The sequence below is a fragment of the Chryseobacterium angstadtii genome (assembly GCF_001045465.1).
GTDB lineage: Bacteria > Bacteroidota > Bacteroidia > Flavobacteriales > Weeksellaceae > Chryseobacterium > Chryseobacterium angstadtii.
In genome coordinates this window covers 985,383-1,009,990 of sequence record NZ_LFND01000001.1, presented here as the reverse complement: position 1 = coordinate 1,009,990, position 24,608 = coordinate 985,383, and the positions used below count along the sequence as shown (strand labels likewise).

24 protein-coding genes are annotated in these 24,608 nt (G+C 39.0%); 4 read left to right on the top strand and 20 right to left on the bottom strand.

The window, feature by feature from the left end; translation table 11 throughout:
* Nucleotides 1-15 precede the first annotated feature (15 nt).
* The 9 genes from ACM46_RS04495 to ACM46_RS04455 all read right to left on the bottom strand — a co-directional run bounded on the left by ACM46_RS04495 (nucleotide 16) and on the right by ACM46_RS04455 (nucleotide 9,300).
* On the bottom strand, nucleotides 16-951 hold the full coding sequence (locus ACM46_RS04495) for a Dyp-type peroxidase (protein ID WP_048505378.1): 936 nt from the start codon (nucleotides 949-951) through the stop codon (nucleotides 16-18).
* A 20-nt stretch (nucleotides 952-971) separates the two neighbouring features.
* Nucleotides 972-1,691 carry an ABC transporter ATP-binding protein gene (locus ACM46_RS04490; protein WP_048505377.1) on the bottom strand — a complete coding sequence of 240 codons (720 nt, stop codon included), beginning with the start codon at nucleotides 1,689-1,691 and terminating at the stop codon, nucleotides 972-974.
* A gap of 3 nt (nucleotides 1,692-1,694) precedes the next feature.
* Nucleotides 1,695-3,161, bottom strand: coding sequence for a DUF5687 family protein (locus tag ACM46_RS04485; RefSeq protein WP_048505376.1), 1,467 nt, complete (start codon nucleotides 3,159-3,161; stop codon nucleotides 1,695-1,697).
* Nucleotides 3,162-3,211: 50 nt separating this feature from the next.
* Nucleotides 3,212-4,861, bottom strand: coding sequence for a DNA repair protein RecN (locus ACM46_RS04480; RefSeq protein ID WP_048505375.1), 1,650 nt, complete (start codon nucleotides 4,859-4,861; stop codon nucleotides 3,212-3,214).
* Between the two features lie 78 nt (nucleotides 4,862-4,939).
* The gene (gene porD / locus ACM46_RS04475; RefSeq protein ID WP_048505374.1) at nucleotides 4,940-5,842 is read right to left on the bottom strand and encodes a type IX secretion system protein PorD; all 903 of its coding nucleotides are present in this window, start codon (nucleotides 5,840-5,842) and stop codon (nucleotides 4,940-4,942) included.
* 36 nt (nucleotides 5,843-5,878) lie between these two features.
* The gene (coaBC, locus tag ACM46_RS04470) at nucleotides 5,879-7,084 is read right to left on the bottom strand and encodes a bifunctional phosphopantothenoylcysteine decarboxylase/phosphopantothenate--cysteine ligase CoaBC (protein WP_048505373.1); all 1,206 of its coding nucleotides are present in this window, start codon (nucleotides 7,082-7,084) and stop codon (nucleotides 5,879-5,881) included.
* Nucleotides 7,085-7,206: 122 nt separating this feature from the next.
* On the bottom strand, nucleotides 7,207-7,530 hold the full coding sequence (locus tag ACM46_RS04465) for a DNA-directed RNA polymerase subunit omega (protein WP_048505372.1): 324 nt from the start codon (nucleotides 7,528-7,530) through the stop codon (nucleotides 7,207-7,209).
* A gap of 41 nt (nucleotides 7,531-7,571) precedes the next feature.
* Nucleotides 7,572-8,567: an outer membrane protein assembly factor BamD gene (locus tag ACM46_RS04460; protein ID WP_048505371.1), complete on the bottom strand. Its 996-nt coding sequence runs from the start codon at nucleotides 8,565-8,567 to the stop codon at nucleotides 7,572-7,574.
* A gap of 103 nt (nucleotides 8,568-8,670) precedes the next feature.
* Nucleotides 8,671-9,300 (bottom strand): TetR/AcrR family transcriptional regulator, encoded by a 630-nt coding sequence (locus ACM46_RS04455; RefSeq protein ID WP_034726870.1) that lies wholly within the window; start codon nucleotides 9,298-9,300, stop codon nucleotides 8,671-8,673.
* Nucleotides 9,301-9,399: 99 nt separating this feature from the next.
* Here ACM46_RS04455 and ACM46_RS04450 point away from each other — a divergent pair, with 99 nt between their 5' ends.
* The 4 genes from ACM46_RS04450 (at nucleotide 9,400) to ACM46_RS04435 (ending at nucleotide 12,036) form a co-directional block, all read left to right on the top strand.
* Complete coding sequence (locus ACM46_RS04450) at nucleotides 9,400-10,026, top strand: TatD family hydrolase (RefSeq protein ID WP_048505370.1); 627 nt, start codon at nucleotides 9,400-9,402, stop codon at nucleotides 10,024-10,026.
* Nucleotides 10,019-10,744, top strand: a complete 726-nt coding sequence (locus ACM46_RS04445; RefSeq protein WP_048505369.1) for a tRNA threonylcarbamoyladenosine dehydratase — start codon at nucleotides 10,019-10,021, stop codon at nucleotides 10,742-10,744. The genes ACM46_RS04450 and ACM46_RS04445 overlap by 8 nt, the downstream gene beginning before the upstream one ends.
* Nucleotides 10,744-11,118, top strand: a complete 375-nt coding sequence (rnpA, locus tag ACM46_RS04440; protein ID WP_048505368.1) for a ribonuclease P protein component — start codon at nucleotides 10,744-10,746, stop codon at nucleotides 11,116-11,118. Before ACM46_RS04445 ends, rnpA begins: the two co-directional genes overlap by 1 nt.
* A 309-nt stretch (nucleotides 11,119-11,427) precedes the next feature.
* Nucleotides 11,428-12,036 (top strand): DUF4126 domain-containing protein, encoded by a 609-nt coding sequence (locus ACM46_RS04435; RefSeq protein WP_048505367.1) that lies wholly within the window; start codon nucleotides 11,428-11,430, stop codon nucleotides 12,034-12,036.
* A 53-nt stretch (nucleotides 12,037-12,089) separates the two neighbouring features.
* Here ACM46_RS04435 and ACM46_RS04430 read toward each other — a convergent pair whose 3' ends face one another.
* The 11 genes from ACM46_RS04430 to ACM46_RS04380 form a co-directional block, all read right to left on the bottom strand.
* On the bottom strand, nucleotides 12,090-14,102 hold the full coding sequence (locus tag ACM46_RS04430) for a hypothetical protein (RefSeq protein WP_048505366.1): 2,013 nt from the start codon (nucleotides 14,100-14,102) through the stop codon (nucleotides 12,090-12,092).
* Nucleotide 14,103: 1 nt separating this feature from the next.
* On the bottom strand, nucleotides 14,104-14,625 hold the full coding sequence (lptE, locus tag ACM46_RS04425; protein ID WP_048505365.1) for an LPS assembly lipoprotein LptE: 522 nt from the start codon (nucleotides 14,623-14,625) through the stop codon (nucleotides 14,104-14,106).
* On the bottom strand, nucleotides 14,622-15,323 hold the full coding sequence (locus ACM46_RS04420; protein WP_048505364.1) for a DUF4013 domain-containing protein: 702 nt from the start codon (nucleotides 15,321-15,323) through the stop codon (nucleotides 14,622-14,624). The genes lptE and ACM46_RS04420 overlap by 4 nt, the downstream gene beginning before the upstream one ends.
* An 8-nt stretch (nucleotides 15,324-15,331) precedes the next feature.
* The gene (locus tag ACM46_RS04415) at nucleotides 15,332-16,618 is read right to left on the bottom strand and encodes a sigma-54 interaction domain-containing protein (RefSeq protein WP_048505363.1); all 1,287 of its coding nucleotides are present in this window, start codon (nucleotides 16,616-16,618) and stop codon (nucleotides 15,332-15,334) included.
* Nucleotides 16,619-16,651: 33 nt separating this feature from the next.
* Nucleotides 16,652-17,449 carry a tetratricopeptide repeat protein gene (locus tag ACM46_RS04410; protein ID WP_048505362.1) on the bottom strand — a complete coding sequence of 266 codons (798 nt, stop codon included), beginning with the start codon at nucleotides 17,447-17,449 and terminating at the stop codon, nucleotides 16,652-16,654.
* Nucleotides 17,421-17,942 carry a hypothetical protein gene (locus ACM46_RS04405; RefSeq protein WP_048505361.1) on the bottom strand — a complete coding sequence of 174 codons (522 nt, stop codon included), beginning with the start codon at nucleotides 17,940-17,942 and terminating at the stop codon, nucleotides 17,421-17,423. Before ACM46_RS04405 ends, ACM46_RS04410 begins: the two co-directional genes overlap by 29 nt.
* Nucleotides 17,943-19,379: a tRNA (N6-isopentenyl adenosine(37)-C2)-methylthiotransferase MiaB gene (miaB, locus tag ACM46_RS04400; RefSeq protein WP_048505360.1), complete on the bottom strand. Its 1,437-nt coding sequence runs from the start codon at nucleotides 19,377-19,379 to the stop codon at nucleotides 17,943-17,945.
* A 222-nt stretch (nucleotides 19,380-19,601) separates the two neighbouring features.
* Nucleotides 19,602-20,087 (bottom strand): energy transducer TonB, encoded by a 486-nt coding sequence (locus tag ACM46_RS04395; protein WP_048505359.1) that lies wholly within the window; start codon nucleotides 20,085-20,087, stop codon nucleotides 19,602-19,604.
* A gap of 184 nt (nucleotides 20,088-20,271) precedes the next feature.
* Nucleotides 20,272-22,005, bottom strand: a complete 1,734-nt coding sequence (locus tag ACM46_RS04390) for a thiamine pyrophosphate-dependent enzyme (protein WP_048505358.1) — start codon at nucleotides 22,003-22,005, stop codon at nucleotides 20,272-20,274.
* Between the two features lie 428 nt (nucleotides 22,006-22,433).
* Nucleotides 22,434-23,633, bottom strand: coding sequence for a diaminopimelate decarboxylase (gene lysA, locus ACM46_RS04385; protein ID WP_173426467.1), 1,200 nt, complete (start codon nucleotides 23,631-23,633; stop codon nucleotides 22,434-22,436).
* 259 nt (nucleotides 23,634-23,892) lie between these two features.
* Entirely contained in the window at nucleotides 23,893-24,567 is a 675-nt protein-coding gene (locus tag ACM46_RS04380) for a hypothetical protein (protein WP_048505356.1), read from the bottom strand.
* Nucleotides 24,568-24,608: the final 41 nt, after the last annotated feature.

The window sequence follows — 24,608 nt, the reverse complement described above, 5'->3', positions numbered from 1 at the left end:
CCTGTCTATGAGCTGTTATCCCGAGAATTCATCCAGCATATTTCTGGTGGGAACAAAGAAAAGAGTTCCTGTGACTGCTGTACTGAAATCTAAAATCCGGTCGTAATTACCCGGCGGATTTCCTATGAACATATTCGTCAGCATTTTTTTCGTTGTTCCGAATGTACTTGCATAGGCAATAAAATAAGTACCGAATTCATTGGAAGACGGGCTCCCGAAAGGCATATTATCTCTTACGATTTTAAGTTCCTCGCCATTTTCGCCTTCAATATTGGCTAAAGCAATATGGGAATTGGCAGGTTTTACATCGTCTGACATTTCAATATCATTTTCTTTTGATCTTCCGATTACTTTTTCCTGCTCTTCCATAGAAAGGCTTTTCCAGGCATTCATATCGTGAAGGTATTTTTGTACAAATAAATAGCTTCCGCCTTTGTACTGAGGATCTTCGTCTCCTATTTTCGCAAAATAATCCCGGTCTTCGCCATGCGGATTTTCGGTTCCGTCTACAAAACCGAGAATAGAGCGGGCATCCCAATATTTAAATCCATGAATTTCAAGGATACTTTCCGCAACGGAGCCCAATAGTTTTGATATTTCTACTGCCATATCAAAGATTAAGCTTTTATTATCCGCTCTCAGATGAAAATGAAGATCTCCCGGTGTAGAAACGGCAGTATGTTTTGTTCCTTTGATCTCTTCGAAATGAACGAGTTCTTTAGGCAGTGGTACAGGAAGTTCCAGCTTTTTCCAGGCTTCATAGCCAATTCCCATAACGCAGCTCACTCTGCTGTCCGGAAATCTGTTGAAAGCTGAATTATTAAGGTTCAGCACCAAAGCACAAAGCTGCTGAAAGATATCTTTAAGCTGTGGGCTGTCATTCAGTTTCCACACCATAAAAATGGTGTTGCTGTTGGGATAGTCTGTTACGTTTTGTGATTCTATGCTCATTATTATATTCCGGATTTGAATTAAACGGCAGGAGATGTGGACACCTGATCTGCAAAATACTGTTCAAGGTCTCTCAATGTTTCGGGATTGGTCTTGATATCTTTTACAAGCACGCCTTTATTTACCACAACAATTCTATTGCAGACCTCTGTGGTATGGGAAAGGTCGTGACTGGAGATGAGAAAAGTAACTCCGTCCTGTTTTGAAAGCTCTTTGATCAGATTTTTAAGTTTGATCTGGGTAGAAGGGTCCAGATTGGCAAATGGTTCATCTAAAATAATGATTTCCGGATTTCCGATCATGGCTCCTACAATTCCTACTTTTTTCTGGTTTCCTTTTGATAAATCGCGGATGTATTTTCCTGAGTTTAGAATTTCCCCGTTGAAAAGATCATGGAATGGTTTCAAAAACTCATCTACGGAAGCTTTGTTCTGTCCTCGCAATTCCCCAATGAAGTAAAAATATTCTTCCGGAGTGAGATAGCCAATCAGAAAGGTATCATCTACGAAAGCAGAGACTTTATTTTTCCAGGCTTCAGATTCATTCACTTTTATATCGCCGATGCTTACAAAACCTGTAGTAGGCTGAATAAGGTCGAGCATCAGGCTGAAAAGCGTGGTTTTTCCTGCTCCGTTGTTTCCTACAAGGCCAAATGTTTCTCCGTTAGGAATTTCAAGATGCTCAATATTAAGAACCGTAGCCGTTCCATATGTTTTGGATAAATTATTAATGGTAATCATAGTTTAATCTTTGTTTTTAAATGCGTCCAGCGTACTGTATTTTTCGCTTTTATATTGTTTAACGATGATGTCGAATATTTTTTCTCTAAACAGAAATCCTATAAGCCCCAAAACGGCAATGCTTACAACTCCTGCCGTCATTCCGAAGAAGTATTTTGATACGGCAAAAACACCCATCGGCAGAAGCATTTTAGGAATCAGAAGAAGAATTGCTTTAATATTGAAACTGTTTTTCTGGCCTATTCTCTTTTCTTTTGAATTAAGATCGATCTGAGTCTTATTGAAAGCTCCTGACCAAAGTGTAAACTGAGAATTGACCCCGATATTATAGAGCCCGGCTGCAAAAAAAGTGATGTAAAGATTCCAGCCGAAATACACGTAGAACAAAGCCACCACAATGGAAGCTGCCGTTACGATGTTGATGAGCCACCATTTGGCTTTCAGGTATTCTTTGTACGGAACATTCAGCGTCATCATGAGAGGATAATAGGAGCTGTCGAAAGCCGGAACCCTCTGCCCGAAGAGAAACTGAAACCCGCCTGTAACAAACAAGCCCATGAACATCATCATAGCAGGGGTTTTGTAAACCGGTGATGTGAACATCAATAAGCCGTAGAAAAGGAAAAAAAAGCTTCCGATCAGAATTCCTTTTGTTACTTTATTTCGTCTCAGCATTTTAATGTCATTATTGATAAATGTTCCAATGACCCCGTATTTGTTAAGGAAAGCAATATTTTCTGTTTTCCCGATCTGTTTCTTCGCTTCCAGCCCCTGATCGAGATAAAATTCATGGCGAACATAGTTAAAACAGAACTTCCATAATCCGAAAAACAGGATAATGGGAATAATAATTAAATAAGGACTTTCATAAAATCCGTAAAAGAGTTTTTCCGAGTAAGAGAGAACGGGTATCCAGTTATAATAGCCAAGTCCGGCCACCACAGCAAAAATGCCGGCAATAATAATGGCAACCGTTTCTTTATCGTTAAACAGAATATTGATGAAATTGTTCAGATAGAACAGTAAAGAAACACCGATCAGCCAAGCCAGAACTCCTACAATACTGTATCCTTTGAATAGGGCAATGGCCGAAAATGTAATAAAAAATATAGAATTCAGCCAGCTTAATGCCGAAAGAAAGGTTTTGGCCAGCATATAGTTTACAAGCGTATTCTTCCGGATGTTTTGTGTAAGAAAAGGTTTGATGTTTTGTGTAGGCATTTCCTGCCAGATGTATTTGAGGATCAGATCCAACGCCCAGGCAATGATTAAAAATTTCGAGACTACTTTTAAAGGATCCTGGTGCATTTCCTTGTGTATATAAAAAAATGCAGCAAATGCGCCACCTGCCAGACAGGCCATAAAATAAACAATTCCTATAAGACGAAGAATCTTCATAGCAAGATTCATCCCTACAGAAGTACCGCGGAAAAAGCTTTTGATTTCCAGTCTGAGGAACTTTAGAAACATATGTTAGTTTTTTACATTAGTCAGTGTAATGTAAAATATGTTACAGATTTTTAGCCAATTAGTTCTTTGGCCTGTGCCAGCGCAGCCTCGGTAATTTTACTTCCGGAAAGAAGCTGAGCGATTTCATTCAGTTTTTCATCATCATTCAGAGGGATGATGGTAGATTGTGTCTTGCCGGAAACATCATGTTTCACTACTTTGTAATTGTTGTTTCCTTTTGCCGCCACCTGCGCGAGATGGGAAATAACGATGAGCTGCATATCTGCAGACATTTCCCGCATCAGATTTCCAATTTCCTCGGCTACTTTTCCTGAAACTCCGGTATCAATTTCATCGAGAATAAGAGTAGGAAGCTCATCACTTTCCGCAATAATTTTCTTTACGGCAAGCATTACCCTGGATCTTTCTCCTCCGGAAATAGCGGTTTGAATAGGTTTTAAAGGAAAACCGGAATTGGCCTGGAAAAGTAACTGTATATTTTCTTTACCGAAGGCATTAAATTCTGCGGTATCTGCCAGTTCAATATCTACTTTAGCTTTTTCAAGGCCTAGTTTTTTAAGAAGCTCTTCTGCTTTTTTGATAAATACGGGAACCGATTTTTTTCTGTTTTTCGACAGTTTTTCCGCAAGGGTCTGAAGTGTTTTTTCTTTTTTGGAAATACTGTCCTGGATCTCAGCAATCTGGTTTTCAAGCTCCGAAGCTCCTTTCTGTTCTCCGGCCAGCTCATCTCTGAGCTGTCTCAGTTCGTTGATATCAGAAACATTATGCTTCAGAAACAATGCATTTATTTTATTATTAAGATCAACAAGGATCGCCAGGTTTGCGGGGTTGATCTCTATTTTTTCCGACTCGTTTTCAAGTTCGGAAATGATGTCTTTAAGCTCTACAAAAGAAGTCTCCAGCCTTTCATCAAGCTCAGAAAAACGATTTGAAACTTCTGATATTCTGGATAGTTTATTTTTCGCCTCATGAAAGAAAGACAGAATTCCCACTTCTTCCTGATGGAATCTTGAAAGAATCTGCACCAGATTTTCTGAGATCATTTCGGCATTTTCCTGAATAGAAAGTTGGTTCTGAAGATCTTCATAATCTACATCATCCAGTTTCAGCTCTTCCAGTTCGTTTAAAAGAAATTCTTTGTAATCACTTTCTTTTCTGTTTTCAGAAAGCTCGGTCTGGAGTCTTTTAAGCTGTATTTTTAAGCTTTGAAAATCTGAAAATTCATTCTGGTACTCTTCAATTCCTGTTTTGTTTTCAGAAAGCCCGTCGATAATTTTAAACTGATATTCTGAGGTAAAAAGATTGGAAGTTTCGAACTGTGAGTGAATATCAATCAGTTTTGAAGAGAGCTCTTTAAGAACGTCAAGGGTTACAGGCACATCATTGATGAACGCCCTTGATTTTCCTGAAGGGAGAATTTCTCTTCTGATAATGGTCTGATGCTCGTAGTCCAGATCATTTTCAATAAAGAATTTTTTGAACTGATTATTTAAAGCAAATTCGGTTTCTACAATGCTTTTTTCTTCAGATTTAGAAATGGATTTTGTTTCTGCCCGCTCACCAAGAATCAGCCTTAAAGCTCCTAAAATAATGGATTTTCCGGCTCCGGTTTCTCCGGTAATCACCTGTAAACCATTATGTAATGATACTTCAAGAGTATCAATCAGGGCAAAGTTTTTAATATAGATTCTCGAAAGCATTGATAATAGCGGATTACTTTAAGTAATGCAAATATAGAATTTAGATTTAAGTATTCAATACCGGAAAGCAGCAGATATTTATTTCCACTTATTCCATTTATTCTCCGAATTTTTTGGAGACAGGATCATCATCAGCTGTTTAAGATCGTTCATGACAAGTCCGCCATTGTTTCCGGAGTTGAAAACATTGAAGATCTCATCGCTTTTATTATCCAGAAACAGGTTGAAAAAATAGGATTGCTGGAAAGAGTTTTCATACATTTTCAGCTGCATCAGGGCATCAAAAATTACTTTTTTGGCCGCCGTTTGGTCCTGGTTAAAAAGATTATCCAGTCCCGCTCTGTGGTAGGTATATATGGTAGAACGCAATTGGCTCCAGTTCGGATTGATGATCTCATTGATCAGTATGGTGCGGCTTCTTGGTTCATTGATCACATTCCATCCTTCATAATTTCTGTTCTGTGAATTCTGAGCAATCTGCTGCGCTTTTGAAAACCACGGTGTTCCGCCCATAGACTGGAAGCTGTCTGCATCGTAGCCTAAAATCACGTATACATAAAAACTGACTACATCAATGAGGTTTTTTCCCGAAAACTGTCTTTCATTAAATACAAGGTTTTCGTTTTCCACATACTCGAATGCAAATCTCTGGTCCTGAAGGTTGATTAACGGTGATTCATAATTGGTATTATACACCGGACGCACCGCCTGAATCACAATGCTTCCTTTGAATCTGTTTCCGTCTCTTTCTGCAATTACAACAGCGAAATTACACTTGATCTTTTCAAAATTCTGCAGTTTCTTTCCGGTCCAACTGGTATTATTGATAAAGTCTCTAAGGCTTTTCTCCAGTGCTTTATAGGCCTGCTGGTTACTTCCTCCCAATTGTTGGGAGTTGATCTGTACGGTAGCAAGCAGTTCCTGGGAAAAACTCAGATTGTATATAAAAAGCAGTAAGAATAGGCTTATGATTTTTTTCATTATCTATTAAAAATTGAGAACGGAAATTTATTAAAATTATTTTAAAAGTTGAGACTCAACAAAATTCAGAATATCAACGGCTACTTTATCTTTTGATTTAAGGTCGAATTCTTTCTTTCCGGTTTTGGTAAATATCTTGATTTTATTGGTATCATTTTTAAACCCGGCTCCTTCATCACGCAGGGAATTCAATACGATCATATCCAGATTTTTCTTTTCCAGTTTTCCTTTGGCATTTTCTTCTTCATTTTGGGTTTCCAGGGCAAAACCTACCAGAAACTGATGGGTTTTCTTTTCGCCCATGGTTTTAAGAATATCCGGATTTTTAACCAGTTCAATGGTTAAATTATCATCATTCTTCTTGATTTTCTCTCTGGCGACTTCTTTTGGTGCATAATCTGCGACTGCCGCACTGGCAATTCCAATATCTACACGGTCATAAAATTCAAACACTTTATTCAGCATTTCTTTGGCAGAGATTACTTTATGAAGTTCAATATTTTTATCGTCGGTTGTCTGAGTACTCGGTCCGGAAATGAGAATCACTTTTGCGCCTCTTTTTGAAGCTTCTTCAGCCAGAGAGAACCCCATTTTCCCTGAGGAATGATTCCCGATAAATCTTACGGGATCAATGGCTTCATAAGTAGGTCCGGCTGTGATCAGTACTGTTTTTCCTTCAAGACTTTTGACAGGATTAATATTTCCAAAGAAGTTTTCAACAGCTCTAAAAACCGTTTCAGGCTCTGCCATTCTTCCCTGCCCTATCAAGCCGCTGGCCAGTTCCCCGCTTTCTGCCGGAATGATAAAATGACCGTAATCTTCAGCCATTTCCAGGTTTTGTTTGGTGGAAGGATGCGCATACATATCAAGATCCATTGCCGGAGCAATAAATACCGGACATTTGGCGGACATATAGGTGGCTATAACGAGATTGTCACACATCCCGTGAGTCATTTTAGCTAAGGTATTTGCCGTACATGGAGCTACAATCATTACATCTGCCCACAAGGCAAGCTCTACATGGCTGTTCCAGGTACCATTATCACCATAGAATTCTGAATAGACCGGTTTTTTTGAAAGGGTTGACAGGCTTAATTTGGTAACAAACTGCTCTGTATCAGGCGTCATAATGACCTGTACCTCGGCTCCTTTTTTTACAAAATCCCGGATCAGGAAATGAATTTTATAAGCCGCAATTCCTCCTGAAACAGCGATAAGTATCTTTTTACCGGAAACACTCATTTAGTTTTAATTTTTGAAACACTAAATTACTTATTTTTTCGCACAAAGACGGACACAAACAGACAAAGGTCATAAAAGAACTGATTTCCTTTATGACCCTCATATATAAAAAACACAAATAATTATTTTCTGTCTTCTGTCTTTCTGAAATAAATATCTTCATTCAGCCATTCTTCAATAGCAATAGAAGTAGGCTTCGGAAGTTTTTCGTAATGTTTAGAAATTTCAATCTGTTCTCTGTTTTCGAAAACTTCTTCCAATGTGGAATTGTGCACAGCAAATTCATCCAGTTTATTGTGAAGTTCCGTACGGATCTCCGCATTTACCTGCTCTGCTCTCTTTCCCATGATAACAATAGCTTCATAGATTGAACCTACTTTATCTTCAATCTTGTCTTTATCGTAAGTAATAGTATTTACTTCTGCTTTTGTATCTTTTACACTCATTTTGAGAAAATTATTTTATTTTAAGATGGCAAATTTACGAATTATCTTTGAATTTTGAAAGTGGCTGCCGGAGGAGGGGTCTGAAGCGCTGCACTATCCCTCTGCATCTGCATTGCTTTCTTTTCATTGCTGATCTGATCTTTGACCTGCTGATCCGTTTTATTTTGCGCCTCCATCTTTTCAACCTGCTTTTTTTGCTTTGCGGTTAGCAATGCGATTCTTGCTTCTGTCTGTTTTTTAACAACAACAAAGTTCTGCTTTTCTTTTTCCAGTTTTCCTTTAAGATCTGCTGCTGTTTTCGCGTATTCTGTATTAGGAAACTCTTTTTCTACCATTTTTGTATAAGATAAAGCGCTTTCAAGGCGCTCGTCTTTAAGGTCATAGATAGATTTTGTCGCTAATTCGTAACGGGATTTCATGATAAAATCATAGATCTTCGGACGAAGTTTTGTTCCCGGAAAATCTTCCAATACATTTTCCAAAGCTACGTTGGCTGCTTTATATTCACCCATTTTGAAATACTGCCTTGCATTTTCATAGGCTTTAAATTCTAATTTATAGGACAGTTCATCAACCAGCTGACCAATATTTTTAGATCTTTCAGAATTCGGATAATTGGTCAGGAAATCCTGAAGTTCATTGATCGCGGTTTCTGTGGTAGACTGATCCAGGTTATAATCCATAGAACCTTCGTAGTAGCATAGTGCGGACATGTATGCAGCTTCTTCAGCTCTCGGGTCCTTAGAGAAGTTTACGGCAAAGTTTTTAAACTGATGTCCCGCCAGTTTATAACTTTTGTCATAGTAATTGGCATAAGCTGTGTTAAACCCTACGTTTGGAAAATCATCTGTTCCTGCCACAAGGTTGGTAAGCCTGTCATAAAGAGCCAATGCATTTTTCCATTTCTTTTTGGCAAAATTTTCATTAGCTGCCTTTAAGATAAAATTCTTGTCAGCACTCTTCATTGCTTTTTCCTGCTGGCTTACGCATGAGGAAATAACTGCTACGGCAAAAAGACCTAAAATATATTTTTTCATATAAAAAGTTCAACAGTTTTCGGATTATACAGCCGATTTACTAATTTGCAAAAATATAACTTTTTTGCCAATAGATTTTTTTTTATGAATATTTAACGTAAATTTAGTCTGCAGCGTATCCCAAAATAGCAAAAACACTGAGTAAAAGATTCATTCTTACTTTTTTCTCTGCTTCTTTGGTGTATGCTTCCTCATTTTTGCTGGGTACATAGAGCTCATAGAAATTTTTATTTCTGATGACAAATAATGTGGAACCGATAATCATGGTAAGGATATCCTCCGGTTTCGGTGTAAAGGTAAATACGCCTGAAGCCACCCCTTTTTTAATAACATCGTCCAGTTTCTTTACAAACAGCTGATAGAAGTCCAGCAGCTCATCTTTTAGGTTCTCTGTATGTCTGAGTTCCTGGGTAACAAACCCGTGGAAATAGTTGTATTTGAAAAGTTGGGAAACAATATATTTGATGATTTCTCTCAGCTGCATTTCCGGCTTGCCATCTTTAATGGTATCTGCAAACTCTGAAAAGTTCTCTCTGGTTTTCAGAACCCGGTACTGATAGAGGTAAGACATCATTTTTTCTTTGGAACCGAAGTAATAGGAAATCATGGCCACATTGATATTGGCCTTGGAACAGATATCTCTTACAGAAGTTCCCTCGTATCCTTTTTTGGCTATAAGCTCCTCAGCAATATCCAATATATGGATCTGTTTTTCTGTAAATTTTTTTCTCATGAATGTGCACTTTGAGTAAAGTTAAGAAATTTTTAACACATTTATAAACGTTCGTTTAATAATTTTAAATTAATTTTCTGGATAATCGTACTTTTGTTAATGGATTTTTTTGATTTTCACCATCATAAGAAGAACAGTCTGTTTGGAATTTACAATATAGATTTTGGAACGGTTCCACCGGAATCGCCTTATTCTATTGGTATACATCCGAAAGATATCCTCGTGGGTTCTAAGGAAGAGCAGTTCAGCTGGCTGGAGTCTCATATTTCAGAAAAATGTATGGCAATCGGAGAATGCGGGCTTGATTCTATGGTTCCGGTTCCTCAGAAAATCCAGGAACAGTTTTTTTTAAGACAGATCATGATTTCCAACGAAATCCAAAAACCTATAATTGTTCACTGCGTAAGAAAATTTTATGAGGTGATTTCGTTTAAAAAGAAAGCTGAACAGGCCATTATCATTCATGGTTTTAATAAAAAGCAGCGCATCGCGGAAGACCTTCTGAAAAATAATTTTTATTTGAGTTTTGGAAAAGCGGTTTTGTATCAATTATCTTTGCAGGAAATTGTAAGGAATGCTCCCTTAAACAGAATCTTTTTAGAGACTGATAATGAATCTTTTAATATTGAAGAATTGTACTTAAAAGTTGCTGAAATAAAAGGAATTTCCCTGGGAGAACTGAACGAACAGATTTTAGAAAATTTAGATACGATAAGGAATGGATAAGTACTGGCTGGAGAGAACGGAGCTCCTGATAAAAGAAGAAGGACTGGAAAAGCTTAATAAAGCAAAGGTTCTGGTAATAGGTTTAGGAGGCGTAGGTTCTTTCGCTGCAGAGTTTTTAGCCAGAGCGGGTGTAGGAAATATGACTATTGTAGACGGAGATACGGTAGATATCACCAATATCAACAGGCAGCTTCCTGCATTGCATTCCACCGTAGGAAAACACAAGGTAGAAGTAGTCGCGGAAAGACTTCTGGACATCAATCCAAAAATCAATCTGATCAAAATCAATGAATTTCTTAATCCTGAAAGAATGGAGGAAGTTCTGGATGCGGATAAGTTTGATTACATTCTGGACTGCATAGACAGTGTTACACCTAAACTGTTTCTAATCAGAGCGGCAAAACGAAGAAAAATAAAACTCGTAAGCTCTATGGGAGCCGGCGGAAAAACCGATCCGAGTAAGGTTATGGTAAGAGATATCAGCAAAACACAGAACTGTTTCCTTGCCAGACAGATCAGAAAAAGACTTAAAAAAGAAAAGATCAATAAAGGCTTCAGATGTGTTTTCTCTAATGAACTTCAACAGGAGGAAAGCCTTAAAATGACAGATGGAGCGAACTACAAAAGATCTTTCTACGGCACCATCAGCTATATTCCCGCTATTTTCGGATTGTATGCGGCAGCTGAAGTGATTAATTATTTAGTGAAACAGGATTAATGCAGAATTTTACCTACTCCAGAGAAGAAAAACTCAAGAAAAACACTGAGATTGCTTTACTTTTTGACAAAGGTAAATGGAGGAGTTGTGGAAATCTGAGAATCATTATTCTGAAAGACAAACCGAATCTTCCGGTGGAGCATCACAAATTCGGAGTTTCTGTTTCTAAAAGATATTTCAAGAAGGCAGTACACAGAAACCGCGTAAAAAGGCTTCTGAGGGAATGCTACCGCCTGAACAAAGATTTATTCAAGGATGCTTTCGGAGAAAAAACACTGGCCATGATGTTCTGGGTTTCATCTGAAATTCCTGCTAAGTTTCAGGAGGTAGAAGACCAGTTTATTAAGCTTTGCCAGATGCAGAAAAGACCCTAATAATGTAACAATAAAGCAGTGTAGCAGTGTAACAATAGTGGATTTTTAACCACGGATTGACACGGATTTTCGCAGATGATTGTGGATACGTGGCGCTGCAAGAATTTATACTAATATCCTTGTCAAGGTTCAGAGCCTTGACAAGGATTATTTTTTCCACCCTGTTCCCGATCTCAACACCTTCTTACTTCCGGTTTTAAAATGTGTGATATTATAAAAAAGACTCCGTTTGGATAAGAGCGGTAATTTTTTACAAAATCTTGCATAGTTTTTGTAATTTTAGGGAAAACAATAAATCTGAAAATTAAAATGTTAGATCATATTCCCTATTTCTCTTATGTACTGAGTGCCTTTATCGGCATCGGTCTGGCAGCCGCTACAGGCTTCAGGGTTTTCCTGCCTATGTTTGCCGTAAGCCTGGCTTCTTATTTTAACTGGATCCCCATGAATGAACATTTTGAATGGCTTTCAGGGCTTCCGGCACTTATTACGACAGGTATTGCCACTATTGCTGAAATTTTAACCTATTACATCCCTTTTGTAGATCACCTGCTGGATACGATTTCTGTCCCTTTGGCTACTGTAGCAGGATCCGTTTTATTTGCCAGCCAGTTTGCCGACCTGGGAACTTTTCCGCAGTGGGCACTTGCACTGATTGCAGGAGGTGGCACTGCAGCTACGATCAGCTCTGGCTTTGCAGGAATCCGGGCAGCTTCTACCGCGACAACGGGCGGCCTCGGAAATTCTGTGGTAGGGACTACTGAAACGGCAGGAGCCGGAATTATGTCCATCCTCGCTATGGCAGCTCCTGTTATTGCAGCTATCTGCGCTGTGGTTCTGATTATCCTTGTAATTGTTTTCGGGCGGAAAGCATGGCGTAAACTCCGTGGGAACAAGAATGCTTCCCCTACTGAATAAAAAACGAAAGGCTGAACGCAAATGTTCAGCCTTTTTATTTTATTTTTACCCGTTTAGTTTTTGCTTCTGAAGTCTTTTATTTCCTGAATTTTAGATTGGAAATACTCTTTTTTCTCCGGGGTTTTCTTAATCAGAGTTTCGAATGCTTTAATGGCTTTCGTGTAGAGTTTCTGTTCAAAATAAAGATTGGCAAGGGTTTCTGTCATAAGATGTGAAATATCATCATTCTTCTCTTTGACTACATACGTGCTTTCTTCTTTCAACTGGCTTATTCTCGGATTATTTTCGATGAAAGTCTCAATTGCTTTTTCTTTAATTTCAGTTTTCTCCTTTTCAGGAACTATTTCTGCGGGCCTGTCTATTTTAAGCCAGCTCTGCCATGTATTGATAAATCCGGGTACATTGCTATCTGCCTTCGCCTGAGGAATGCTTTCCGATTTTATTTCCTGTACAGGTTCCTGAGCTGCTTTTTCTTTCTCTTCTCTTTCTACAGACAAACTTGAGATATCTGAACCGAAGAAAGAAACATTCATGACAGGTGCTTCTTCTTTGGCTGCATGTATTTCGGCCGTTTCGTTTGAAGCATTCATTTCTTTATTTTTTTCTTCAGCAATGACAACCGTTTCTTCAATAACAGGATGATCTTCTGCGGCTGTTTCAGCTTCTTTTTCAGATTCCTGTACAACCGGAGGAGCTTTTTCTTCTGCAACAGGAGCTTCTTCCTGTTTCGGAGCTTCTTTTTGCGGTACCGGAGCTGCATTTTCCTTGCTGATCATAGAATCCGGAAGATTAGATTCCAGACTCATTGGTTTCCATGCGGAAATCTCTTCTGAAGCCGTTTCCTGTTCTTCCTCTTTTTCTTCAATCTTTACAGGTTCTTCCTGCTGAATGGTCTGACTGGTTGTCTCTTCTTCTTTTACAGGGATGGATTCTTCGGCTTTTGGTTCTTCTTTTTCCGTGGACCAGAAGTGGAAGTTCTGCGTTTCTGCAAAGCTGATCTCGTGATCGGCTGCTTCAGGCTCCTCATCTTCAATCTTAGGAGCTGACTGCGCTTCTTTCATCTTCTTCTCCACCTCTTCAATCAGGCGTCTCATTTCTTCCTCATGTTTATTCACATTCGGTTTAGAGACATCCGGAGCTACAACTTCATCATCAGTATTACTCTGAATCTTAACATCCGGAAGAAATTCATCCATTCCGTGGAAACTGATTTCCGCATCCGGCTCCTCAGCATCACTTCCATCTTCATTGATTATTTCCTGATCAGAAACGGCTTCATCCTTCAATGTTTCCTCCTGTTCCTTTTCTTCAACAACTTCTACTTCCGGAATAATAGGTTCCACTTCATGGAAACTTAGGTCTTCTTCTTTATTGATCTCTTCTTTCTCTGTCTGGCTGTCGATATTTTCATCAACAATCAATTCAGGAGTGAATGCTGCACCAGCTTCGGAATCTTCGGAAAGATCGTTAGCTGTTTCAGCTTCGTGTATGATTTCTTCTTTAGGTTCTTCTGTAACGGTCTCTGTTTTCTGGGTTACCAGTACTCCGGATTCCAGGGTAGATTCAAGGTCTATTACTTCAGAATTTGTTTCATCCAGGAAGTTTTCTTCTCCTTCAAATAAAATTCTGTTTCTTTCCCCGTTTACATACACTGGCTTGATTTCCTGGGCAGGCGGTATCATGCATGCTGCCTCTTCATATTTATCCTTCTGCTTTTCTGAAGACTCTTCTCTTTTTATCGGGAAGGCTTTATGGGTGTAGGAAGATTGTTTTACTTCTTTTTCGGCCGGTTTAGAAGGCTTTTTCTCTTCTGCAACAGGCTTAGGTTCGCGCTGTATCTTCCCGTTGATCAGCTGATAAAGGAGTTTTTTATCTGTGGTATATGCCGCCGTTGTAGAGAGTTCTTTCTGATAGTTTTCTTTATCATAAAGGTGTACCCCAAACAAATGAAGTGCCCTGATGTTCTGAACATAAGGAAAGGCATGAATTTCTTCTTTCAAAAGACCGAGGTCGTCTGACTGAATATTTTTGGGGTTCTTTAATAATTCTAAAACTCTGGGATTCATCTTACCAATTGGCTACAATATCGTTAAATATCTTGTTAATAATTCTGTCTGTCACAAGCTTCACTTGGGAAGCTTCGATCTCACTTTGGGTCAGGTTACTGTTGAAAACAGCTTCATCTGTATAGGTTCTGTCAAAGCTGGAATCCGGATGTACTTTGTTTTCATAATGTACTTTCACAGAAATGGTCAGTTTGCTCTGAGCCTGCTGTACTACACCTCCCGAAGGGTTTGTGGTTGTATTGGAGCTGATTGTAGTAGGTGAAAAACCATAGTCGGAAATTTCCCCTTCAATCAAAATATCAGGATTTGATTTTGTCCCTTTTAATGTAGTTCTCTGTAAAAACCTGTTCTGAATATCTGTAGAAAACTGCTGGGAAAGGGTTGGATTCACAAGCGCTGCATTGTTCGGAAATTCATTGATCTGAACGGTCTTTTCATCCGTGAGTGATGATCCCGTAAAGGAATAACACTGATGAAACAGCGAAAGAATGACAAACCCGAATATTATTTTTAATTTACTCATACCATTTTTTGATTTATAGATCCTAAAGTATCTTTATAGGCTGCATACTTCATGCAGATGCCTAAAGGTATTGAAAACAGCACTCCTATTCCGCATACTATTATTCCGAGTTGAGAAATAAATCCTACCACAATAGAGAATAATAAGATTTTAAAAAAGTTTTTTCTGGCTATTTTCCAGGAAAGTTTGAAAGCTTCCGTTACACTGGTCATTCTGTGCAGCGAAATCAAAGGCTGTACGAAATACATGGATATGGAAAGAACGGTAAGCAATACAAATAGCAGTATCATCCAAAGTCCCATTCCGCCTGCAAATAAAGCAGTCCCGGTATCTGACATATTCCCGTCTTCATTTCCCGCAGCCAAAATCAGGGGAATAAGTGAAATTTGTACTGGAATCATCAGAACGATACATATGGCGAAAATAAGCAGAAACAATTTCAGATACACCACAAAATCTGTAAAGTCGAAAATATCTCCTGCTGAAACCTGTTCACCCTCATCTACTTTTTTACATATTTTATAGAAATTTCCAAGTCCAAGAATGCTACAAAAAGGAATAAAACTCATCACAAACAGAAGCAGCGTGGCTACAATGAAGCCTCCGATGTCTTTTTTGAAAAGCTCAGTTCCCTGGGAAAGGTATTTCCCGATATTGAAATCGTAATCTTTTATCTTTTGTATTTCTAAATTATTCATGGTGTTTTTTAGTCTTCCAGGTTATATTGTTTTATTTTTCTGTATAGGGTTCTCTGTGAAATTCCAAGCTCATCTGCGGCTCTGTTTCTCCTTCCTTTATGCTTTTCTAAAGCTTTAATAATCAAATCCTTTTCATTATTCTGAAGGGATAAGGATTCCGGTCTGTTTTCTTCTATTTCGATATCTTCTATATCTTCATAGCTATCATCCGCATTTGAAATGATGGTAGGTGCATTCTGTACCACCGGAGACTGGTCTTCAAAATAGAGCAGTGAATTTTGAGCTACGGGCTGGGCCTGTTCCGCAGAATAGATTCTGTTGATCAGATTTTTCTCCTGATTGCTGAGATCTGCGGTTCCTCTGTTTTTAATGAGTTCCGAGGTCAATGATTTTAAATCGTTGATATCACTTCTCATGTCAAAGAGGATTTTATACATAATTTCTCTTTCACTTCCGAAATCACTCTGTTTATTTCCTGTCTGGTTGTTTACCACCATTGGAAGATGGGTTTCCATAGGAATATATTCTGCGAGTTTTTCTACGGTGATCTCGCGGTTTCTTTCCACTACGGTCATTTGTTCCACCAGATTTCTCAGCTGACGTACATTTCCCGGAAAGGTATAATTTTCAATGTAATGCACTGCACTTGGATCCAGCTCCAGTTCCGGCATTCTGTATTTTTCTGCAAAATCTATGGAAAACTTTCTGAACAGTAAGTGAATATCTCCTTTTCTTTCTCTTAAAGGAGGCATATCTATCTGAACCGTATTCAGACGGTAGTATAAATCTTCACGGAAACGGCCGTCATGAATCGCTTTCATCATATTCACGTTGGTAGCCGCTACAATTCTTACATTGGTTTTCTGAACCTGTGAAGACCCTACTTTCATAAATTCACCGCTTTCCAATACTCTCAAAAGACGAACCTGGGTCTGCAGGGGAAGTTCTCCTACCTCATCAAGGAAAATGGTTCCGCCATCCGCTACTTCAAAATATCCTTTTCTGGTCGCTGTAGCTCCTGTAAATGCTCCTTTTTCGTGACCAAACAGTTCGGAATCTATGGTTCCTTCCGGAATCGCTCCGCAGTTCACCACAATATAGGGCTGATGTTTTCTTTTTGATTCTGAATGGATGATTTTCGGGATAAATTCTTTTCCCACACCACTTTCCCCGATCACGAGTACAGAGATATCTGTAGGTGCCACCTGGATGGCTTTTTCCAGAGCCCTGTTCAGTGCAGGAAAGTTTCCGATGATGCCAAAGCGGTTTTTTATGTTTTGTAAGTCGTTGCTCATAAGTAAATTTTTGATTATTGATCTAATAATAATCTACAGTGCTTCAATCTGATTCCTGTAGACTTTGTTAAAGTGATGGGTGTAGACATCTTTCATGGTCTTTCCTTCATCATAAGTCCTTAATGCCAGCATCTTTAAATCCAAATAATCTTTGTTTCTGATTTTAGAAACTTTACTTTTAAAATATATATTCTCCGCAAAGTCATATTCTTTGCTCTGTTTTTCAAAATTTTCTGAGGCTTTGTCGTATCTGCCCAGCTCGAAATAGGTTACTCCCAGCTGGTAGTGGTCATACATCCCTTTAAAATAGCCTTTTGTAGCAAGAGCTTTTTCAATAATGGCGGCTGCTTTTTCTTTCTGACCTAAAGCACTGTAGGACATGGCTTTCACCACATCCAAATGATAATCTCCGTTTAAGGATCTCCCAAGATCTTCGGGATAGTATTTTTTTAATTCTTCTAAATCCCGGACTGCGCCGCTGTAATCCCTCAGAAACTGGAATTTGCACCAGCCTCTGTAACCCAAATGCATTTTAGGATCCGCAGTTACCGCTTTGTCAATAAGAATTTTCCAGGTTACGAAGTCTCCATTTTTAAGATATGGAACGGCTTTTTCCATATAGGAGTTCGAGAAATCGGGGCAGAGGCCAATGGCTTTGTCAAACGCTTCCTGAGATTCGTGGCTGCCCTGTCTGTCTGAAGCCCAGTTGTATAACTCGCAGGCTTTTTTGCAGTTCTCACCCTCTACTGCATTACAGTTGACCTGTGCAATAGTATTGGTGTAAACGATAAGCAACAAAAAGCTAAGGTAATACCTCTGAAACTTTTCCATTTTCAATTTTATAGGTTAAATATTGATAATAGCCTACTTTGAAACCTTTTATCTCTTTCGGAATCCAGCCGTCCAGCGATTTTGCAAACCGCAGCAATCTGTTTTCCAGTTCTTTATCCAAAACAGCCTCTTTAAGTTCCGCATTCATCTGCTGAACTCTGAACAGCCCTGTTTTTCCTTCACAATTTACTAAAAATCTTACGGTAATATAACCGTTTACTTTATTTTCGGAAGATATTTTTTCTTTTTCCAGTTTTTCTAAGATCGCACTTTTCTCCCCTTTGTAATCAAATCCTTTTGATCCCTGGTAATACTGAAAACTCATCAGTTTCTCCGGATTACATTTTTTAAATGCAGGATCATCCAGTTTTTCATCGAATTCAATATCTCCGACTGTTACAGGGTATTTACCGGCGTTTTTCTCTGTCTGACAAGACATCAGCACAAAAGAAAGCAAGGCAAGTAAACAGGCTCCTCTTATCAAAACTTTCAATTATTCCGCAGTTCTCCCCAAAAGTGTGCCCTGCGTGTTGTCATAAACAAAAACATCCACAATGTCACCTATTTTCTGCCCTTCCAGCACATCAAATACACATACGGCATTCTGGGAATTTCTTCCTTTCCACTGCTTTTTGTTCTTTTTTGATGTTCCTTCTATCAGTACCTGGTGGTTTCTTCCTACATAAGATTGCATCCTTTTTCTGGAAAGCTCTCCCTGAAGGGCAATAACCTCAGCAAGACGTTTCTGTTTTACATCAGCCGGAATATTGTCTTCCATTTTCTTATGGGCAGGAGTTCCCGGTCTTTCGGAATAAGCGAACATGTATCCGTAGTCGTATTCCACTTCTTTCATCAGGCTTAAAGTATCCTCATGATCCTGATCCGTTTCATTGCAGAAACCAATGATCATATCCTGAGAAAAAGCAATATCAGGAACAATTTCCTTCGCTTTTTTAATTAAATCCAGATATTCTTCGCGGGTATGTTGTCTGTTCATCGCCAGAAGCATATTGTTGCTTCCGCTTTGTACGGGAAGGTGAACATATTTGCAGATATTGTCGTGTTTTGCAATCATTTTGAATACCTCCAGGCTCATGTCCTGAGGATTGGAGGTAGAGAATCTGATTCTCATTTCCGGAACAGCCTTCGCCACCAAATCAAGGAGCTGTGCAAAGTTCACGGCTGTTGCTTTCTGCATTTCAGAAGCTTTAACGAAGTCTTTTTTAGGACCTCCTCCGTACCATAAGTAAGAGTCTACATTCTGGCCCAGAAGGGTAATCTCCTTGTACCCGTTGTCCATAAGCGACTTACATTCTTCAATGATGGAATGCGGGTCACGGCTTCTTTCTCTTCCTCTTGTAAATGGAACTACACAGAATGTACACATATTATCACAACCTCTGGTAATGGTTACAAAAGCTGTAACCCCATTTCCGCCTAAACGGACCGGGTTGATATCTGCATAGGTCTCTTCTTTTGAAAGAATTACATTGATGGCATCTCTTCCGTCTTCGGTTTCCTGCAGAAGGTTGGGAAGATCTCTATAGGCATCGGGGCCTACTACAAGATCTACCAGCTGTTCTTCTTCCAAAAATTTGGTTTTCAAACGTTCCGCCATACATCCCAGCACTCCGACCGTCATGCTTGGCTTTTCCTTCTTCAGCCTTTTGAACTGGGCAAGACGCATTCTTACGGTTTGCTCTGCCTTTTCACGGATGGAACAGGTATTTAAAAGGATAAGGTCTGCTTCTTCTACTTTCAGGGTGGTATTGTATCCCTGATCATTAAGGATAGATGCAACAATTTCAGAATCAGAAAAGTTCATCTGACAGCCATAGCTTTCTAAAAAAAGTTTTTTAGAATTTTCAGGTCTTTCAGCGATGGCAAAAGCTTCTCCCTGTTTTGTTTCGTCTATATATTTTTCCTGCACAGTAATCAATTTGAGGTTCAGAACTCCATGTTCGGGATTTTATTTCCTGAATTTAACGTCTGAACAGTTTAGTCTGCAAAGATACAAAATATTGTGACAGAATGGCAGGAGATTATTTTAGGAAAACTAAAGGCCTAAAGATATCTGATAACTGGGAGTAATCGTTTTTTTTCTGAATGTTTTCGTCATCCATTTGGGTTACGCTCAGGTCATATAAATTCCCTACAGATCTGTTGCTATAGAGGAAAAATTCATTTTAAGTTTGATCTGTGAGGTAACCGGCTGCCCATTGCACGATGCAGGAGTCCAGCTCTTTTTGATGCGCCTCACCACATATTTCATATCATCAAAAAAGTAATTACTGTTGGAAACTTTCGGCGTTCCTTCAATATTGGTTACTTTTCCGGTCTGATCGATGGTAAGCGTAAATGTGAAATCTCCGTTCAGTACATAAAAATCTGAATTCAGATAATCATACATATATTTCTGTAAAGTTTCTTTATAAACCTTCACACCTCCTTCAAATGCGGCAGGTTTAAAATCATTACAGTTCTTCACAGCTACCTGTAAAAGCGGTTCTTTGATGTCTATTTTCAAAAGATTCTTATTGATTTCCGTGATCGGATTATCATCTCTGTCTTCAACGTCCTGCTGTGCCCACATGAAATTGGCGGTAAAGAGTGCTATAAATAATGTAAAAACTTTCATAGAAATGAATTCATTAATTATTAAAATTACTTTAACAAAGTTAATTATTTAAACGTTTTAGTAAAAACAAAAACTTCAGGTTTTCACCTGAAGCAGAATTAAGTATTGTGATTATTTTTAATGAACAATATCCATTATACACTCTGGAACAGAGCTGCAAAACATTTTTTTTAAAACAAAACCACTATAGCAGTCCTTTGATATGTTTATAATTGGTTTTTACGGTCTCCAGAACTTCTTCCATCTTGCCGCCAAGCATGAGCTGAGTCATAGATTTGGTCATTCCCAGAACCTGATCAAAGTCGATCTTCGGCGGAAGCGCCAGTGCATTGGGATTGGTAAAGATATTCAGGAGATAAGGCCCGTTGTAAGTGAGACATTCTTTAATGGCAGCTTCTACTTCTTCAGGCTGATGCACATTTTTACCGGGATAGCCCATTGCCTGTGCCACCATCGCAAAATCCGGGTTGATCATATCGGTTTCATTATCCGGCATGCCGCCCACTTCCATTTCCAGTTTTACCATTCCGAGGGTTCTGTTGTTGAACACTATCAGTTTTACCGGAAGTTTATACTGAAAGATAGTCGCCATATCCCCCAGAAGCATCGAAAGGCCACCGTCGCCACACATGGCAATAACTTCCCTGCCCGGATGAGCCAGAGCCGCTCCAATAGCCATCGGCATCGCATTGGCCATAGATCCGTGGTTGAAAGAACCCAGCATTTTCCGTTCTCCTGTTCCTGTTATAAATCTGGCGCCCCAGACACAGCACATTCCCGTATCTACGGTAAAAATAGCGTCTTTCTTCGCTAAGCGGTCTAAGGTATGAGCCACATATTCGGGCTGAATAGCATCTTCTTTACCAAAATCTTTCACATAGGCCAGCTGGTTTTCTTTTACCTTTTCATAAAATGCCAGCTGCTCATTCAGGAAGTGAACATCTGTTTTCTCCTGAAGCAGCGGGAGCAGGGCTTTAATGGTTTCTTTCACGTCTCCAGCCAGTCCAAGATCCAGTTTCGCTCTTCTTCCCAGTCTTTCGGGGCTTTCGTCGATCTGAACAATTTTATTTTTTACGGGCATAAATTTCTGGTAAGGAAAATCGGTTCCGAGGAGAATGACAAGATCAGCTTCGTGCATGGCATGATAAGCGGAAGGAAAACCCAGCAATCCCGTAAGTCCCACTTCATTGGGATTATTAGGCTGGATGGCCATTTTGCCACGGAAAGAATATCCTACGGGAGCTTTTAAAAATTGAGACAGTTCAATGACCTCAGCATTGGCTTCTCCGGCTCCTATTCCACAATAAAGGGTCACTTTTTTGCTTTCATTAATAAGATGGGCTAAACTTTTCAGCTCATCATCAGAAGGCCTGATGACGGGGTTGGTCCTGAATATCTGTGCAGATGTAGATCCTTCTTCGGCATCCAGTTCCGAAACATCTCCGGGAAGTCCTATTACAGCCACTCCTTTTTTTGAAATCGCGTGCTGAATGGCGGTCTGCAAAGTTCTCTGTACCTGCTCGGGCCTTGTGATCATCTGATTATAATAGCTGCAATCGTCAAACAGCTTTATGGTATTGGTTTCCTGAAAATAGTCCATCCCCATTTCATCGCTTGGAATGGTGGAGGCTATCACCAGCATCGGAACATGGGATTTATGTGCCTCATAGACTCCGTTGATGAGATGAACATGTCCCGGTCCACAGCTTCCTGCGCATACGGCAAAACCATCAAGTTCAGCCTCAGCGGCGGCGGCATAAGCCCCTACTTCTTCATGCCGGACATGAATCCACTGGATGCTGCTTTTTTTAACGGCAATATTAAGATGATTAAGGCTGTCGCCGGTTACTGCATAAATTCTTTTCACATTGGCATTTTCGAGCATTTCAACAATCTGCTCTGCAATATTTTTAGCCATAATTACTATTTTTTTGGTGTTTGTTTAGGTTATAGAATACTGAACCGGATAAGAAATGAATGGTAATTTTAGTATTAAAAAATCTTATCTCTCTCAAATTTAGCTAATAAATTATACTTTCTATGTCAATAAAATATTAAAATTTCAATGAATTAAGGTCCCAATGTGGCCAAAACAAAAAAACTCCGGGGATTACCACGGAGTCTTTTTTATTATTAATATCTGAATCTGGATTAACTTGAGTTCGGGATAGAAAGATTTCAGATTTTTAGGCTAAGGCTGAGATTTAGAAAGGTCAATGGTCAATTTTGCTACGCAAGTGAAATGTGAAACATTCCAATCCCGCACTTCGCATCCCGAAACCCGGTATCTCGTATCCCGAAACTTTTCACCCCTAAAACCCTCCGACTCTCAAACCTGAGCTCAGACTAAATTACTTCTATCTGATTTCTCAACAGGTCTTCAAATTCATCTCTTTTACGGATCAGGTGTGCTTTACCGTCTAAGAATAATACTTCAGCAGGCTTTAATCTTGAATTGAAATTGGAGCTCATTTCAAAACCGTAAGCTCCTGCATTGTGGAAGGCTAAAATGTCTCCCTCTCTTACTTCATTCAGTTTTCTGTCCCATGCAAAAGTATCGGTTTCACAGATGTTTCCTACAACGGTATAAATTCTTTCTGCTCCTTTTGGATTGGAAAGGTTTTCGATCAGGTGGTAAGAATCGTAGAACATCGGACGGATCAGGTGGTTAAATCCTGAATTGACCCCTACAAAAACAGTCGCCGTTGTTTGTTTGATTACATTCGCTTTTACTAAAAGATAACCGCTTTTTCCTACTAAGAATTTCCCCGGCTCGAACCACAATTCAAACTTTCTTCCTGTAGATTTTGTAAACTCGGACAGTACTTTTTCTACTTTCTTGCCTAAAGTTTTTACATCGGTTTCTTCTTCACTATCCTGGTAAGGAATTTTGAAACCGCTTCCCATATCCAGGTATTTAAGATTAGGGAAATGCTCAGACAGTTCCAGCATGATATCCAGTGCCTGAAGGAAAACATCCGGATCTTTGATCTCGCTTCCCGTATGCATGTGAAGCCCTTCTACATTAAGATTGGTGCTTTTCATCACTCTTTCGATATGACGAACCTGATGAATAGAAATACCAAACTTACTGTCGATATGGCCTGTTGAAATTTTATAATTTCCGCCGGCGAAAATATGTGGGTTGATTCTTACAAGAATAGGGTAAGAGTTTCCGAATTTATTCCCGAACTGCTCAAGAATTGAGATATTGTCAATATTAATGTGTACCCCCAGCACCATTGCTTCTTCAATTTCTGCAAGGTCTACACAGTTGGGTGTGAAAAGGATTTTTTCTTTAGGGAATCCTGCTTTCAGCCCTAATTTGACTTCATTTATTGATACACAATCCAAAGAAGCACCCAAGTTCTTGACGTACTTTAAGATGTTAATATTTGTCAATGCCTTAGCAGCATAAAAGAACTTGGTGTGTTTTAAAAAAGAAGATGTAAGTTTCTCGTATTGAGTTTTAATAGATTCCGCATCGTAAACGTACACCGGTGTGCCAAACTCATTGGCAATCTTTAATAATTCTTTTGAATTCATAATTTCATTTTAACATAAAAAAAGGCAGATTCTTACCAAAAGAGTCTGCCACATTAATTATTTTTTATGCAAGACAACTCTTTTAAATATTCCAAACCTTAGAGAACTTTACAGCTCCCTTTTTTCCAGTCTTAATTTGTTTAAAATTTTGCATTGCTTCGTTTTATTTTTTACAAAAATACTATTTATTTTTTATTTCAGGAAATGAGTATAATGTATATAATATGATATTTCTTTTATAAATTCAGAAAATAAGTCATTAATCTTCTTTCATTATTTTAAGATCTGTAAAATGTCCCAGTGTTCCTGGGCCAATCCAAAGCCCTATTCCTCCACGAAGTTTTCCGCCCTGTTTCAGGTCATTAACGATCAGTGTGGGCTGGGAGGCTCCGTTTACATAAAGTTTGGCTGTTTCCCCTTTAACTTCTATTTTTACTTTGATCCATTCACCGGGAACCATATCAGCATAAGCCTCATACTTTTCCGGGGTCTCTTTTCTTAATTTTTCCCACGGATATCCGGGCCAGGAAATGTATTGGGTAGAATGGTTTCTGCGTACCTGATCATTCGCACGTCCGTTGGTAGGACGCAGGTAAAACACTTCCATTTTAGAAATATCGCCGGCCACGCGGAAAGCAATTCCTACAAAACCCCGGGCCGTCTCACTCGCTGTTGAATTGGTTTGTCCCGAAATGGTTGCTTCAATAGTTCCGTTATGAAAATCTATGTTTTTGATTAAAGCCAATGTCTTTTCATTGGTTACTTCTCCCTGAATTTCAAGAACCAGAGCATTTTTGCCTTTATAATTCCCTTCTTTGGCTGTTACCTGAGATGGAATAACATCTGTGGATTTTAAAGATATTTTCTGCGCTTTTGGAAGTACAACAGCGAAAACACTTAACATCAGCGTCGTAAGCAGTCTTTTACTGATCATAGTTTTGTGATTTTTATGTCTTAAATCAATTTAAAATAACC

Bases quoted from the DNA above. Each gene is read 5' to 3' on its own strand.
- ACM46_RS04495 (WP_048505378.1), bottom strand. From the start codon at position 951: ATGAGCATAGAATCACAAAACGTAACAGACTATCCCAACAGCAACACC.
- ACM46_RS04490 (WP_048505377.1), bottom strand. From the start codon at position 1,691: ATGATTACCATTAATAATTTATCCAAAACATATGGAACGGCTACGGTT.
- ACM46_RS04485 (WP_048505376.1), bottom strand. From the start codon at position 3,161: ATGTTTCTAAAGTTCCTCAGACTGGAAATCAAAAGCTTTTTCCGCGGT.
- ACM46_RS04480 (WP_048505375.1), bottom strand. From the start codon at position 4,861: ATGCTTTCGAGAATCTATATTAAAAACTTTGCCCTGATTGATACTCTT.
- porD (WP_048505374.1), bottom strand. From the start codon at position 5,842: ATGAAAAAAATCATAAGCCTATTCTTACTGCTTTTTATATACAATCTG.
- coaBC (WP_048505373.1), bottom strand. From the start codon at position 7,084: ATGAGTGTTTCCGGTAAAAAGATACTTATCGCTGTTTCAGGAGGAATT.
- ACM46_RS04465 (WP_048505372.1), bottom strand. From the start codon at position 7,530: ATGAGTGTAAAAGATACAAAAGCAGAAGTAAATACTATTACTTACGAT.
- ACM46_RS04460 (WP_048505371.1), bottom strand. From the start codon at position 8,567: ATGAAAAAATATATTTTAGGTCTTTTTGCCGTAGCAGTTATTTCCTCA.
- ACM46_RS04455 (WP_034726870.1), bottom strand. From the start codon at position 9,300: ATGAGAAAAAAATTTACAGAAAAACAGATCCATATATTGGATATTGCT.
- ACM46_RS04450 (WP_048505370.1), top strand. From the start codon at position 9,400: ATGGATTTTTTTGATTTTCACCATCATAAGAAGAACAGTCTGTTTGGA.
- ACM46_RS04445 (WP_048505369.1), top strand. From the start codon at position 10,019: ATGGATAAGTACTGGCTGGAGAGAACGGAGCTCCTGATAAAAGAAGAA.
- rnpA (WP_048505368.1), top strand. From the start codon at position 10,744: ATGCAGAATTTTACCTACTCCAGAGAAGAAAAACTCAAGAAAAACACT.
- ACM46_RS04435 (WP_048505367.1), top strand. From the start codon at position 11,428: ATGTTAGATCATATTCCCTATTTCTCTTATGTACTGAGTGCCTTTATC.
- ACM46_RS04430 (WP_048505366.1), bottom strand. From the start codon at position 14,102: ATGAATCCCAGAGTTTTAGAATTATTAAAGAACCCCAAAAATATTCAG.
- lptE (WP_048505365.1), bottom strand. From the start codon at position 14,625: ATGAGTAAATTAAAAATAATATTCGGGTTTGTCATTCTTTCGCTGTTT.
- ACM46_RS04420 (WP_048505364.1), bottom strand. From the start codon at position 15,323: ATGAATAATTTAGAAATACAAAAGATAAAAGATTACGATTTCAATATC.
- ACM46_RS04415 (WP_048505363.1), bottom strand. From the start codon at position 16,618: ATGAGCAACGACTTACAAAACATAAAAAACCGCTTTGGCATCATCGGA.
- ACM46_RS04410 (WP_048505362.1), bottom strand. From the start codon at position 17,449: ATGGAAAAGTTTCAGAGGTATTACCTTAGCTTTTTGTTGCTTATCGTT.
- ACM46_RS04395 (WP_048505359.1), bottom strand. From the start codon at position 20,087: ATGAAAGTTTTTACATTATTTATAGCACTCTTTACCGCCAATTTCATG.
- ACM46_RS04390 (WP_048505358.1), bottom strand. From the start codon at position 22,005: ATGGCTAAAAATATTGCAGAGCAGATTGTTGAAATGCTCGAAAATGCC.
- lysA (WP_173426467.1), bottom strand. From the start codon at position 23,633: ATGAATTCAAAAGAATTATTAAAGATTGCCAATGAGTTTGGCACACCG.
- ACM46_RS04380 (WP_048505356.1), bottom strand. From the start codon at position 24,567: ATGATCAGTAAAAGACTGCTTACGACGCTGATGTTAAGTGTTTTCGCT.